This window comes from Streptomyces sp. CB02923 (assembly GCF_001905005.1).
Lineage (GTDB): Bacteria > Actinomycetota > Actinomycetes > Streptomycetales > Streptomycetaceae > Streptomyces.
The window spans coordinates 755,186-768,783 of record NZ_LWKZ01000023.1 but is presented as its reverse complement, the minus strand read 5'-3'; the positions used below and the strand labels follow the sequence as shown (position 1 = coordinate 768,783).

Annotated in this window: 12 protein-coding genes; 7 read left to right on the top strand and 5 right to left on the bottom strand. The window is 68.8% G+C overall.

What is annotated here, in order from left to right:
• Nucleotides 1-14: 14 nt before the first annotated feature.
• A complete protein-coding gene (locus A6A06_RS21495) occupies nucleotides 15-2,123 on the bottom strand; it encodes a hypothetical protein (protein WP_079194198.1) in 2,109 nt (702 codons plus the stop codon).
• 331 nt (nucleotides 2,124-2,454) lie between these two features.
• Between A6A06_RS21495 and A6A06_RS21490 the strand changes: the two genes are divergently transcribed.
• Together A6A06_RS21490 and A6A06_RS21485 are read left to right on the top strand one after the other, a co-directional pair.
• Entirely contained in the window at nucleotides 2,455-3,045 is a 591-nt protein-coding gene (locus A6A06_RS21490) for a TetR/AcrR family transcriptional regulator (protein ID WP_079194272.1), read from the top strand.
• 3 nt (nucleotides 3,046-3,048) lie between these two features.
• Nucleotides 3,049-3,417, top strand: coding sequence for a DoxX family protein (locus A6A06_RS21485; RefSeq protein ID WP_073762883.1), 369 nt, complete (start codon nucleotides 3,049-3,051; stop codon nucleotides 3,415-3,417).
• A gap of 79 nt (nucleotides 3,418-3,496) precedes the next feature.
• Here A6A06_RS21485 and A6A06_RS21480 read toward each other — a convergent pair whose 3' ends face one another.
• Nucleotides 3,497-4,531 carry an NAD(P)H-dependent flavin oxidoreductase gene (locus A6A06_RS21480; protein ID WP_073762882.1) on the bottom strand — a complete coding sequence of 345 codons (1,035 nt, stop codon included), beginning with the start codon at nucleotides 4,529-4,531 and terminating at the stop codon, nucleotides 3,497-3,499.
• Nucleotides 4,532-4,815: 284 nt separating this feature from the next.
• Between A6A06_RS21480 and A6A06_RS21475 the strand changes: the two genes are divergently transcribed.
• The 5 genes from A6A06_RS21475 to A6A06_RS21455 all read left to right on the top strand — a co-directional run bounded on the left by A6A06_RS21475 (nucleotide 4,816) and on the right by A6A06_RS21455 (nucleotide 10,466).
• Nucleotides 4,816-5,172 (top strand): putative quinol monooxygenase, encoded by a 357-nt coding sequence (locus tag A6A06_RS21475; protein WP_073762881.1) that lies wholly within the window; start codon nucleotides 4,816-4,818, stop codon nucleotides 5,170-5,172.
• A 388-nt stretch (nucleotides 5,173-5,560) separates the two neighbouring features.
• Entirely contained in the window at nucleotides 5,561-7,426 is a 1,866-nt protein-coding gene (locus tag A6A06_RS21470) for a 1-deoxy-D-xylulose-5-phosphate synthase (protein ID WP_073763299.1), read from the top strand.
• Nucleotides 7,426-8,526, top strand: a complete 1,101-nt coding sequence (ispG, locus tag A6A06_RS21465; protein WP_073762880.1) for a flavodoxin-dependent (E)-4-hydroxy-3-methylbut-2-enyl-diphosphate synthase — start codon at nucleotides 7,426-7,428, stop codon at nucleotides 8,524-8,526. The genes A6A06_RS21470 and ispG overlap by 1 nt, the downstream gene beginning before the upstream one ends.
• A gap of 131 nt (nucleotides 8,527-8,657) precedes the next feature.
• Complete coding sequence (locus A6A06_RS21460; protein WP_073762879.1) at nucleotides 8,658-8,885, top strand: hypothetical protein; 228 nt, start codon at nucleotides 8,658-8,660, stop codon at nucleotides 8,883-8,885.
• 48 nt (nucleotides 8,886-8,933) lie between these two features.
• Entirely contained in the window at nucleotides 8,934-10,466 is a 1,533-nt protein-coding gene (locus tag A6A06_RS21455) for an ABC1 kinase family protein (protein WP_079194196.1), read from the top strand.
• Between the two features lie 6 nt (nucleotides 10,467-10,472).
• On the opposite strand, the gene A6A06_RS43960 is transcribed toward A6A06_RS21455, so the two are convergent.
• From A6A06_RS43960 to uppS, 3 genes are all read right to left on the bottom strand, one after another.
• A complete protein-coding gene (locus tag A6A06_RS43960) occupies nucleotides 10,473-11,216 on the bottom strand; it encodes a helix-turn-helix domain-containing protein (RefSeq protein ID WP_073762878.1) in 744 nt (247 codons plus the stop codon).
• A gap of 257 nt (nucleotides 11,217-11,473) precedes the next feature.
• Complete coding sequence (locus A6A06_RS21445; protein WP_073762877.1) at nucleotides 11,474-12,790, bottom strand: low temperature requirement protein A; 1,317 nt, start codon at nucleotides 12,788-12,790, stop codon at nucleotides 11,474-11,476.
• 107 nt (nucleotides 12,791-12,897) lie between these two features.
• Nucleotides 12,898-13,563, bottom strand: a complete 666-nt coding sequence (uppS, locus tag A6A06_RS21440) for a polyprenyl diphosphate synthase (protein ID WP_199931041.1) — start codon at nucleotides 13,561-13,563, stop codon at nucleotides 12,898-12,900.
• Nucleotides 13,564-13,598: the final 35 nt, after the last annotated feature.

The following is a 13,598-nucleotide window of genomic DNA, read 5'->3' as shown; positions in this document are numbered from 1 at the left end:
ACCGGGTCAGCTACTCAGCTGATGGTGACGCTGAGCAGCGAATACTGCACCACCGTCAGCTCCACACTCACCTTGTCGCCGTCCGTCTTCCAGGTCACCGGTTTCGGTCCGGGGCCGGAGTGGTCGGGCGAGCTGACCGTGGCCGCCCGTACCTGCCGGCCGGCGGGGACGGTGAGGCCGACAGTGCAGGTGGTGGGCTTGGTCTTGAAGGCCGTGGGCGTGTCGCCGAAGGCCGTGAAGTTGACCAGTTGCACGATGGTGGCGTCGCCGAGGCGGCTCAGTTCCAGGTGGATCCGCGGGTCACCGGTCAGTGTGACGGCGGGCGGAGCGGTCGTGCGGACCGGCCCGAGGAGTGTGTCAGCGGTGGGCTGATCGGTGCGCGAGAGGTATTTCAGGCCGAGCAGGTCCTTGAAGAACCAGCAGGTGCCCTGGCCGAACGCGTTCCGCTTGGTGGCGGGCACCGGGTCCGCCTTGCGGAAGCCGAGGACGTCGGCGAGCGCGTACTCCGTACGGGCGCCGCCCCGCTCGTCGAGGCCGGTGGGCGCGGGTCCGGTGATCACGACGGTGCCGCCGCCCGCCACGTACGAGCGCAGGACGTCCGCCTCCTCGGCCGAGACCGCCTGGAGGTTGGGCAGGTACAGGACGCGGTATCCGGCCAGGTCATCGGCGCTGACGCCGGGGCTGGGCACGGTGTTGAACGGGATGTGCGCGAGCACCAGGGACTTGACGGTGCCGCGGAACTCGCCCAGCCATTTCTGGTTGGTGCAGCTCTCTTCCGGCGTGTCGAAGCTCCACCAGTCCTTGACCCCGGCGGGCGGCTTGGTGTTGACGTACATGCCGCTGCCCTCGACCGGGCTGACGAAGTCGCGTGACGGCGAGGAGTGGTAGACACCGACCGTGGCCCCGGAGGCGGCGGCGAACAGCTCCTCCTGGTGGGCCGCGACGAAGCCGTACATCCGGGTCCGCATGGCGATGTCCGTGCTGTCGGTCTTGAACGGGCTCTTGACCTCGTACGGGTTGCAGCCGGCCGCCAGTGTCTCCGCCATGACCAGCGACGCGTCGTCGGCCTTCCAGCCGTAGGAGAAGGCCCAGGCGGGCTTGGTTCCGCTGGCCGCGCGGGCGTACTTGTACATCGAGATCAGACAGGTCCAGTCGGATGCCGTGGCGTGGCGCATCCCGTCGTAGTTGGCGAGGACGTCCACCTCCCAGACGTGGCTGACGCCTTCCGCCCGGCGCAGATACGCGCCGTCCAGGCCTACGGTGGTGGCGTACTTGTAGTCCATGGTCACGGTTTCGACGAAGGTGACCAGGTCCGGATTGACCGAGCGGCCGGCGGCGGCGATGTCGAGCTGGAACTGGTTGAGGTTGCGGTGGCGCCACTCGACGTAGCGGCGGAAGGCGGGGTTGGAGAAATCGACGGTGGTGGGCAGCGCCAGGCCGGTGTCGGCCCGGAAGGCGGTCGCCGCCCAGGTGGAGGCGTCGCACCAGCTCAGCGCGCCGTCGAAGTAGATCGGTACGTCCGGCCAGATCGCGTCCACGCCGGTACGCGCCAGGGCTTTGATGCGGGTGAGGTAGTAATCGCGCCAGGGGGAGTTGGCGCTGACCCAGCAGCTCTCGTCGCCCGGGTCGACCCAGACGACCAGGCTCCCGTAGAAGACGTTGGGTTTCCCGTCGAGGCCGCGCTGTACCCAGTTCTTGCCGTCGCTGTCCTTGTAGAACGACTTGCCCTTCTCCCCGCCGACGCTGATGACCTCCAGCGACGGGTAGTACACGATCACCCGTATGCCGGCGGCGTGCGCCAGATCGGAGAATCGCTTCATCTGTGCCATGTGCGTGGCGAACTCGTCGTCCGGCAGCCAGTTGGACAAGATCGTGTCGACCTCGATGACGCTCACGTTCTGCGCCTTGAGCTTGTCGATCACCGGCTTCATGTCGCGGGCCGGATCGGCGTCGTCGTCGAACGTACCGTCCGCGATCCGGGCGAACCTGGCCCAGTCGGGGAACGCCGCGGCGGCCCCGGGGGCTCCCGCCGGAGAGCCGGCCGGCACGGCGGCGGGCCCGGAAGCCGCCCACGCCGCGCCCGGCGCGCGTCCGTACACCCCGGGCAGCAGGCTCGCGGTCACCGCCAGTCCGCCCGCCCCCAGCCCGCTCCGTAACAGAGATCTGCGGCTCAGTCTGCGTCTTTCGTCCATCCGTCTCACACCCCCACATCGGGTACCGCTTCCGGTACGCCGTCCCAGAAACGTTCTCGATTCAACTCCTGCCCCACATGGTCATGCCCCCGACAACGGTAGAACGGCCGGAAGTAGCCGCAAGCGGGCTCCCGTCCCGGCGCTGCCGCCGCATACGCACTCCGGTGTCCGTGCTTCCCCGTACGCGTCGGCCTGTGCCCCCCCTCAAGCCGCACCGGACGACACCGTTGCCTCGACGGAGCTGCGCCTTTATATTATGAACATGTTCACTGAACGCGTTCAATCAACCCGCGCTGAACAGAAACGACGTACCACCGCCCGCATCACCGAGGCTGCTGCGCGGCTCTTCCAGGAGCACGGCTTCCACGGCACGACGGTGCGACAGATCGCCGCCGAGGCAGGTGTTTCCGTAGGGGCGGTCATGGCGGCGGGAGACAAGGAGTCGCTGCTGAGCCTGGTCTACGACCAGGCCATCGCCGCCCGCATCCCCGCGCCGCCCACCGTGGAGTCCGCCACGTCCGCGGTCGACTACCTGTCCCGCTACTTCGACCCGTTCATCGACCTGTTCACCGAGAATGAGGAACTCGCGCGCGCGTACTTCCGGGCCCTGACCCGCGGCCGGCCCGCGAACGCGGCGCTCGGCGGACTACGCACGCTGACCGAGAGCAACCTCACCACCGCGATGGTGAACGCGGGAATTCCGCACGCCCGCGCGGGGCTCGGCGCGCAGGTGATGTTCGCCGGTTACCTGGGTGAGCTGATGCTGCTCGCCGCGGGCTCCACCGACCCCGAACAGACCGCGGACAGAATCCGCAGCACCGCTGAATTCATCACCGCCCAAGGCAGGAACTGACCGATGACGCTCTCCGAACTCCCCTCCCCCGTATGGCCGGTGCTGGTCCTGCTCGCGATCCAGGCCGGCGACGCCGCGATGATGATCCGCCCGCCGAAGTTCATAGTCGACTGCCTGGAGGGCGTAGGGTTCCCGCGCGACTGGTGGTGGGCGCTGACCACGGCCAAGGCGGCCTCGGTCGTGGGGCTCGCCGTGGGGCTCCGGGTGCCCGGCGTCGCCATGACGACCACCGCGGCGGTCGTGGTCTACTTCCTGGCCGCCGCCACATCCCACCTTCGCGCAAAAGCCCTGAACTCCGCGTTCTGGGTCAACTGCCTCGGCATGCTCGTACTGTCCCTGGCCGTGCTCGTGGTGAGCTTCGTACGCTGGTGACCCACTACGGGCGCCTTGACGACAGCCGGCCCGACACCAGTCGCCGTCAGCGGTCACCGGTCCCCGGCCGCCGGTCAGCTCATGACCCGCCCACGTCCTCGAAACCGAACCGGGTCAGTACCCGCCCGGCCTCTTCCATCATCTCCCGGACGATCTCTCCGGCGGGCCGGATGCCGTGGACGAGGCCGACGCCCTGCCCCATCAGCCAGGGCATCTCCTCCCAGTCGGCCTCGGTCCCGGGCACCGGCGGCAGCACGCTGAACTTGCACAGTACGGTCTCCTCCCCCTCGTACACCGTCGTGCCGACCTCTTCGAGCGCGTCACGCTCGGCCGGTATGTCCGCCAACCGGTCGTGCCACTCGGACACCACACGGTCACGCTGCACCCGCATCGGGTTGAACTCCGGCCATTCGGGGCCGAAGACCGACGTGAGCACCGTGTCCTCCCCCAGGGAGGAGACCAGCCGACGGTGGTGCTCGGGATGCACCCGGGCCTCCCGCGAGGCAACCAGCCGGGTGCCGACCCACACGCCGTCGGCCCCCAGGCACAGGGCGGCGGCGACCTGGCGGCCGTCGGTGATCCCGCCTGCGGCGAGGACCAACGCGCGGTCCCCCACGGCGTCCACGACGCAGGGCACCCCGACCATGGTGGGCAGACCACCGTAGTTGTGCCCGCCGGCCTCCCACCCCTGGGCGACGACGACCTCCACGCCGTCGTCGACGGCACGCTCGGCCGCCCCGGCCGAGCCGACCTGCTCCCACACCGACACCCCGGCCTCGCGCAGGCACGTGAGCTGGTCGGCCGGCGGGTGACCCCAGTGGAAGGAGACGATCGGCACGCGCTCCTCGGCGCAGACGCGGACGTGTTCGGCGGTGTCGAAGTACGTGATCAGGTTGATGTTGAACGGTGCCGCGCCGACGCCCTCCCGGACCTCGCGGACGACCCGCCGGAGCCGGTCGACGGGCATGAGCGCGGCCCCCACCGCGCCGATGCCGCCCGCGGCGCAGACGGCTTTCGCCAGTTCCGGAGTCCCGCCCACGATGCCCATGCCGGCGCAGGCGAACGGGTACGGGACGGCGAACCTCTCGGTGAGCCTGGTGGACAGCACGCTCATGACAGCTCCCTCCTGAACCCTGCTGAGCCTTCCCGAACCTTCCTGGAACCTTCTGGAGCCGATGGCGGAAGACGCGTCCTGGCCCGTCCTGCAGGTTCCCACCGGGTCACAGCACGAGGCCAGAGCCTGACGCGGCCGCGCGGGATACGCGCGTTGGCCACGCTTCCGGTCGGCTGGAGTGCGGAGGCCCGCCCTTGCCTCTGACGTCAATGTCAGGGTTTACCCTCCACGGCCAGGGCCGGTTCGCGGCCCGCTGCACAGCACACGGCGAATGGAAAAGAACAATGGATTCGCTCCAGAGCAAGACCACCACCACAGGTTCGGAACAGACTGCCCGGACGGCCGTCATCATCGCCGGCCGGGTCTTCGTCCCTGCCGGTGACGTCGAAACGTTCGTCACCGAGGCACGGGCGACGTACCCGATCGCCGCGGCGAATCCGGGAAACGTACTGATCTCGTTCTGCGTGGAGGACGCGGCGGCGGGAACCGTCACGGTACTGGAGCAGTGGACGTCCCAGGAGGCGCTCGATCGGCACCTGAGCACACCGGAGGTCGTGGCGCTCTTCGCCAAGTGGGGCCCGCACATGCGCAACGAGGTGCGCAAGTTCGACGCGCTCAACGAGAGGGACCCCCGGGCCTGAGGCACCGGCACCGGCACCGTTCTACGCGTGCACGCGCTTGCTCCTTCATCGACTGTACTTTCCCCCTTGACCGGTCTTCGATGGACAGCAGTAAGAGGTGCGAGCAGTTTTCGTGTCGGCCTCGAATGCGGACTGTGCGCCAGGGCATATAACACCGCTGGCGGGTCAGGCAGGCCGGTGCGGTCGAATACCTCGTAACGGCGCCCGCAGTTCCGCGGGCCGGAAGCCAATGCCTGTCGATCACGGCGCATTACGGCAATCGACGGCCGACGGCCACGGGGTGAACGGACTGTCCGCACCGGCAACCGCGAATTCGTGCGACAGCGCGCCGGCACCACCGACGACCGTCGGTCCGCTCCCGCTGTGGTGAGGAGATTTGATGCCCTCGATGTCATCTCCCCGAGGCGATTACCCCCTGCTGGCGGAGATCACCGGCCCCAAGGCTCTGCGTGCGCTGCCGGAGGGAATGCTGTCCGACCTGGCGCGCGAGATCCGGGCCTTCCTGGTCGACAAGGTCGCCGCCAGTGGTGGGCATCTGGGGCCCAACCTCGGGGTGGTCGAGCTGACGCTGGCGTTGCACCGGGTCTTCGAATCGCCTCAGGACACGCTGCTGTTCGACATCGGACACCAGGGGTACGTCCACAAGCTGGTGACCGGGCGGGCCGACGGGTTCGACCGGCTGCGTCAGGCCGGGGGCCTGTCCGGATACCTGTCCGGGGTCGAGTCCGAGCACGATGTGATCGAGAATTCGCATGCCTCGACCGTGCTGGCGTACGCGGACGGGCTGGCCAGGGCCCGCGAGCTGACCGGGGAGAGCGACCGGGCCGTGGTCGCGGTGATCGGGGACGGGGCGCTGACCGGCGGTATGGCATGGGAGGCGCTGAACAACCTCGGTGGCGCCGAGCGCCCGGTGGTCGTGGTGCTCAACGACAACAGCCGCTCCTACGCTCCTACCGTCGGGGGCCTGGCCGATCACCTGCGACGACTGCGCGAGCGGGCACACGACGGGTGGCACCTGGAGCTCGGTGACCTGGCCGGAGACGACCTCGCGGCAGCGGAAGCGGCGCCCAACATCTTCACCTCGCTCGGCTTCGTCTATCTCGGCCCGGTCGACGGGCACGACCGGGAATCGCTGGAACAGGCGCTGTCGGTCGCCCACGGGCTCGGTGCGCCGGTGGTGGTGCACGCCGTCACCCGCAAGGGGAAGGGCTATGAGCCGGCCGAGAGGGAGCCGAACGACCGGATGCACACCTGCGGCGTGATCGACCCGGCCACCGGGTCCACGGCGAAGAAGGTTTCCGCGCCCTCGTGGACGAGCGTGTTCGGCGAGGAGCTGTGCGTGCTGGGCCGACGGCGCAGGGACGTGGTGGCGTTGACGGCGGCGATGCCGGGCCCCACGGGGCTGGCCCCCTTCCGGGACGCCTTCCCGAGCCGGTTCTTCGACGTGGGCATCGCCGAGCAGCACGCGGTGACCTGCGCGGCGGGGCTGGCCACCGGCGGCCTGCATCCGGTGGTCGCCCTGTACGCCACCTTCCTGACCCGGGCCATGGACCAGGTACTGATGGATGTGGCCCTGCACCGGCTGCCCGTCACCTTCGTCCTGGACCGCGCCGGAATCACCGGGCCGGACGGTCCCAGCCACCACGGCATGTGGGACCTGACGCTGCTCGGCGCCGTGCCCGGGGTACGGATCGCCGCGCCGCGTGACGCCGGCCAGTTGGCCGAGCTGCTCGGCGAGGCGCTCGCCGAGCAGGCCGGGCCCACCGCGCTCCGGTTCCCCAAGGGCCAGGTGGGCCCGGACGTACCGGCCATCGAACGCACCGGCCCGGTGGACGTCCTCTATCGCCGGGGCCGCCGCGACGTGCTTCTCGTCGTCTCCGGCCCGCTGGCCCGGGAGGCCGTGGAAGCCGCGGTGCGACTGGCCGCACTGGACATCGGCGTCACCGTCGCCGATCCCCGCTGGGTCCTGCCCGTACCCGGGGAACTGACCCGGCTCGCCGCCGGCCATCAGCTGGTGGTCACGGTGGAGGACAACATCCGCCGCGGCGGCCTGGGCACCGCCATCGCCCAGGCTCTGGCCGATTCCGGCTGTTCGCTTCCGGTCCGGACCCTGGGGCTGCCCAGCCGCTTCCTCCCGCATGCCGCCCGCGGCGAACTGCTGGCGCGGTCCGGCCTCGACGCACGGGGCCTGGCCCAGTCCGTCCTCGCCGCTCGCGCCGGCCACCCCCTTGACGACGGCGACGGGGGCCTGTGATGGCCACCGTCGGCCTCGGCATGCCCGTACTCCCCCACACTCCGGCGCGCCGCCGCTCACGGCAGATCCAGGTCGGCGATGTCCCCGTGGGCGGCGACGCGCCGGTCTCGGTCCAGACCATGACCACCACCAGCACCGCCGATGTGGATGCGACCTTGCAGCAGATCGCCGAGGTCACCGCCGCAGGCTGCGACATCGTGCGGGTCGCCGTGCCGTCCGCCGCCGATGCCGCCGCGCTGTCCACGATCGCGGCCCGCTCCCCCATCCCCGTCATCGCCGACATCCATTTCCAGCCCCGGTACGTCTTCGCCGCCATCGAGGCCGGGTGCGCCGCGGTACGCGTCAACCCCGGCAATATCAAGAAGTTCGACGACCAGGTCGCTGCCATCGCCGCCGCGGCCTCCGCCGCGGGTGTCCCCCTTCGCATCGGCGTCAACGCCGGCTCCCTGGACCGGCGCCAGCTGGCCAAGCACGGAAGTGCCACCCCCCAGGCGCTGGTCGACTCCGCCCTGTGGGAGTGCTCGCTGTTCGAGGAGCACGGCTTCGAGGACCTCAAAATCGCCGTCAAGCACCACGATCCCGCCGTCATGATCGCAGCCAACCGGCTGCTGGCCGAGCGCTGCCCCTACCCGCTGCACCTGGGCGTGACCGAAGCCGGGCCTCCCCTGCAGGGCGCGATCAAATCGGCGGTGGCCTTCGGGACGCTGCTACAAGAAGGCATCGGCGACACCATCCGCGTATCGCTCTCCGGCCCGCCGGTCGAACAGGTGCAGGCCGGCTGCCACATCCTCGCCTCGCTCGGCCTGCGCCCGCGCAAGCTGGAGATCGTCTCCTGTCCCGGCTGCGGCCGTCTCCAGGTCGACATCCACAAGCTCACCGCCCAGGTGGAAGCCGCCTTCGACGGCTTCCACCACCCCTTGCGCATCGCGGTGATGGGCTGCGTCGTCAACGGACCCGGCGAAGCCCGCGAAGCCGATCTGGGCGTCTCCTGCGGCAACGGCAAAGGGCAGATCTTCCGCAACGGCGAAGTGCTGCGCACGGTTCCCGAAGCGCGGATCGTCGAAGCACTCGTCGAGGAAGCGCTACGGCTGGCCCCATAGCCGCCGGGGCAGTGGCGTCGGCGGCCGACGGCCGGCGCGCCACATGGGATGCGGCGAGTGGTCCGGCCGCGGAAGGAGGTGAGGCCCGAGCCGCCGCAGAGGGTCCGCAGACGTACGGAAAGGACGGCCGCATGGCCAGGCGAAGGAAGAACCTGCTCGACATCGCGATCGACCGCACGGGCGATATCAACAAGGACACCCGCAAGGCGCTCCGGCGCGGTTTCCGGAGCAAGAAGAAGAAAAAGAGCACCCAGAAGCTGGCCCGGCGGAACAACAGGGACATCAGGGCGCTGACCGCACAGATCCAGTACCTGACCCACCACATGGCCGCCGACAAGAACCCCGCGAACGACAAGTAGCAATCGGGTGCGTACGCCTCCGGGACACTCGACACGGATGAGGTGAGTATGGCCAAGGGGCGTACGCGTCGCACTGCCAACATCGCTCTGCGCGCGGTCTGCAGCGAGGCCGCACGAACCGCACACGCCCGGTTCAAGAAGACCGGGATACCGGACGGGCCCGACGCCAAGCGGCAACGGGCGGTCAACATCCGCACCACCTTGGAAGAACTCGGCCCCCTGTACATCAAGGTGGGGCAGATCCTGGCGACGCGTCCGGACTTCGTGCCGCAGTATGTACGGGACGAGCTGGAACTCCTCAACGACGAGGCCACCGTGGCTCCGTTCGCCGGATTCGAGACGGTCCTGGAAGACGAACTCGGGCCCGGCTGGAGGCAGCACTTCCAGAGTATCCGGACCGACGAGCCGCTGGGGGCGGCTTCCCTCGCGCAGGTCTACAAAGGCGTCATGGCCGACGGCACTCCGTGCGCGGTCAAGGTACAGCGCCCGGGTGCCCGGGAGGCCGTCGCGGGGGACATGGATGTGCTGCGCAAGGTGGCACGGCTCATCGCGAGGAGTGCCCCTCATTTCAGTGAGGTCGTCGACGTCAAGGCCATCCTCGAAGTTCTCTTCACCATCATGAAGAACGAACTCGACTTCACCCTCGAAGCCCGCAACATGAAGAAGGCACGCAAGATTGCGAAACGCTTCAAGCACATCGCCGTGCCGAAAGTCATCCTGGCCACGCCGCGGGTGCTCGTCCAGTCCTTCGCCGACGGGGTGCCGATCAACAAGGTCAAGCCCGACAGCCTGACGAAGAAGCAGCGGAAGAAGCTGTCGTACGAGTTGGTCTCCTTCATGTTCCGGTCCTATTTCGTCGAACGCTTCTTTCACGCCGATCCGCATCCGGGCAACGTCATCGTCAACGAGCACGGCAAGGCGTATCTGATCGACTGGGGCATGGTGGGCCGCATCGACCGGGGTACGAGCGCCGCCCTGCTGGGGGCGCTCCTGGCCTTTGCCCGCAACGACGGGGCGGGCCTGGCCCGGCAGTGGATCAACCTGGGGTCGCTGACGCCCTGGAGCAACAGCACCGCCTTCGCCGGCGACGTCGCCCGTGTGCTGCCCAACTGGCACGACGCCACCCTGGAGGAACTGAACTTCGGCGTCGCCTTCATGTCGGTCGTGAAATACTCCACCGCCCGCGGCATACAGGTGACCCCGACAGCCACGATCGCCGGGAAATCCGTCGCCAACATCGAAGGCTGCGTGCGGTACATCTACCCGAAACTCAAACTCGCCAAAGCGCTCCGGAGCGTACTGGAAGGCATCCTGCTGGACCTGTGGCGCGAGGCCGCCGCTCCCGACCAGCTCGCCCAGTGGTCCACCGACGTTCTCGCCATGATGAACGCGATACCGGGCCAGCTGCAGTCCTTGCTCGACGACGTGGCCGGCCGCCAGTTCACCGTCCAGGCCCGGACCAACTTGGGCGACCCCGTCAAGGCGGGAGTGAAGCAGCGCGTTTCGAGGGGCACGAAATTGTCCACGACGGTGGTTCCCCTGGCGGTGGCGGTGGCCCGGATGAAAAGGAATGCCCGGTAGGGACGTTCACCCCCGGTACTCCGCGGACTGCGCACGGACTGCCAGTGCCGCACGTCGAGCAGTGGCATGAAGGGCCACGCGCTGGGGGTGGTCCAAGGGGCGGTTACTGCGGTGGATGAGCCCGCATGCCGCGAGGGGACGGCGATTGCCGCTGAATATGGGCACGGCGAACTCCGCCAGGCCCGACCGTCCTCGCATGCGTTGCGAGGCCGCTCCGGTCTCGGCGACCTTTCGCCTTTGGTCATGGGTGATGTCGGAGGGCGACGTGTCCGACGCCCGGTACGCGAGGCTGACCACTCCCAGGGCCGTGTGATGGGCAGGGCTCCGCTCACCCCGAACAGGTGACATCTGCTCCTGGCCGGGCCGGAAGACCGCGTCCAGGATCACGCACTGGTCCTGCCTCAGGACTCCCAGGACAACCACCAACCCCGTCATGTGATGAAGCTGCACCAGATACGGGTGAAGGAGGTGCTGGACGCATGCGGGGAGCGGATCCGCGGCAGCCAGGCGGGCACCGAGCTGATATCCCCTGCCGTCCCGCCGCACCAGGCCGTGTTCGCGCAGGCCGAGGAGCAGGCGGTGGGTGGTGCTCTTGGGCAGACCGGCCCCCCTGGCCAAGTCGGAGAGCGAAGCAGGCTCCCGTGCGTCAGCCACGAGATCGAGAAGGGTCACGGCCCGTCCCAGTACCCCGGTCGGCCTTCGAAGGCCGTTCGGCTCACGCCCACGAGACGGGTGGCAACCACCATTCATGAATCCTGCTCTCTCGGCTGTTGAACACCAAGGGCCTGACAGGTATTACCGCCGACGTCGGCAGCAGCCGAGGCCCCCCTCTACCGAAGCCTGCGCGCACAGGGCGGGACAAGGACCTGCACCGCGGGGAGCGTGAATGCGTTGAACCCGCACGGCGGCGCGTGAGCAGACTCGGAGAAAAGAGGGGCGGACCTGACCGCAGGATTCCCGATGGGGTGAGCGGGGCTGTGCGCTGTCGGGTGCCGGTGCCGGTGCCATCAGTGATTCTGCGTATCGGCCTCTTGATCCTGCGTATCGGCTTCCTCCAGCCTTTCCAGCATCTGTTGCTGGTGGCGGTGGCCGATCGTTTCGTAGCCGATCACGGTGACGAAGGGGGCGAGCATGATGATGAGCAAGCACACCGCGATCGGGACACCGGCCGAGGACAGCAGGACGGCCGCGAGGAGTACGACGAGCGTGAGGGAGATCAGCAGCAGGTGGAAGCGGTCTGCCGCGGACAGCAGCAGGGCGTGCAGCAGGTAGACCATCAGCAGGTAGAGGCCGACCGGGATGGCCAGGGACAGGACCACGGCGACGCCGCTGAGCTCGGAGTGGTGTTCCAGTTGCAGTCCGGCCACGTGCAGCCCGGCGCCCGCCCCGGCGATCCCGATGAACAGGGGGATGTGTCCGTAGCCGAAGAGGTATCCGCGGTTGCGGCGGTGTACGAGGACGTCGCCGAAGGGAGTGGCGAAGTAGACCCACCACATGCCGAAGGTCAGCCCGACGCCGGCGATGACGACGGCAATCGCGTCGCCGCTCCAGTGCGTACCGTCCGCACCACCGAGGAGGCCGCCCGACGAGGCCACGGTGCCGACGACGCCCTCGCCGAGAACGATGATCGCAAACAGGCCGTACCGCTCCGCGACGTGGTGGGGATGCCAGGGCGTGCCACCCGCGCGGCCCTGGGTGAGCACCGGCAGCAGCAGTTCCAGCGCCCCGAGTACGACGAAGGCGACGAACGCGACGGCGAGCGGCGGATGTGCGAATCCGACCACGATCCAGCCGAGCTGAGCGACCACCGTCCAGCGGATGTTCGCCCTCCCGACGTCCCGGAACGAGGGGGACTGCCGGGCGGCGCGCCACCACTGCGACACCATCGCGATCCGCATCACGACATACCCGATGACCATCACCCGCAGTTCGAGGTGTCCGCCCTCCTCGACCGAGTGGAACATGGCCGGCAGGCCGAGCGTGAACACGACGACACCGATCATCTGCACCATCGTCAGGGCCCGGTAGAGCCAGTCGTCGGTGCTGAAGGCGGAGGCGAACCAGCTGAAGCTGATCCAGGCCACGCTGATCGCCACCATCGCCAGTACGAACGCGGTGACCGCCTGCGCCGCGTGCCCTTCGGCGACCATCTCGGCGAAGTGGGTACTCGCGGTGCCGACGGCGACCACGAACGTGAGGTCGAACAGGAGCTCCAGCGGTGAGGAAACCCGTCCGTGCTCTTCCGGGTCACGGCCGACCATCGTTTTCAGCCGACGCGACGGAGCACGCTGACCGTCCTTGCTGGTGTGCTGGGGATCATTCATGTGCAACATCATTTCCGACGACGTCGGTTCTTGAGCGCGCGCCGCACGGCGCGGCGCCACAACGTGCCGAGAACGGTGCCGCCCCGGTGCGGAGGTGGACCGGTGGTTCACCTGCCGAACCGGAGGTCGCGATCCGCGTACCATTGCAGCGCCTTCTCGAAGTCGGCGCGGTCGAAGTCGGGCCACGGGGTGGAGGTGAAATAGAGCTCTGCTTCCGCGGTCTGCCAGGGCATGAAGCCGGACAGGCGCTGTTCTCCCGAGGTGCGGATGACCAGGTCGATATCGGGCTGCCCGGCGGTGGACAGATGCTGGGTGAGCCGGTCCTCGGTGACTGCTCCGTCACACGCCGGGCCGGTTTTCTGCTCGACCAGCGCACGCACTGCGTCGACGATGTCGCTGCGGCCGCAATAGGCGAGAGCCACGTTCAAAGTGACGCCCCGAATATCGCGGGTCTGATGCGCGAGGGCCCGCAGTGCGGTGGCCTGCTGCGGGGGTAATTGGTCGAGCGCGCCGATGAAGCGGATGCACCAGCGCCGTGTGGCAGCCATCTCGCGGACCCCGTCTCTGACTGCCTGGACGATTCCGTCCACCGCGGCGGTGCCACGGTGCAGGTTGTCCTGGGACAGCGCCCACACCGTCACGAACGCGATGCCCGCTTCCTCGCACCAGGTCATCAGATCGTGCACCCGTAGGGCGCCGGTCTGGTACGCATCGGTCTCGGTCCGGCTGTGCCGCACGGCCCAGCGCCGGTTCCCGTCCATGATGACCGCCACGTGCCGGAGCGCCTGACCGTCCCGGGAGGTCACGT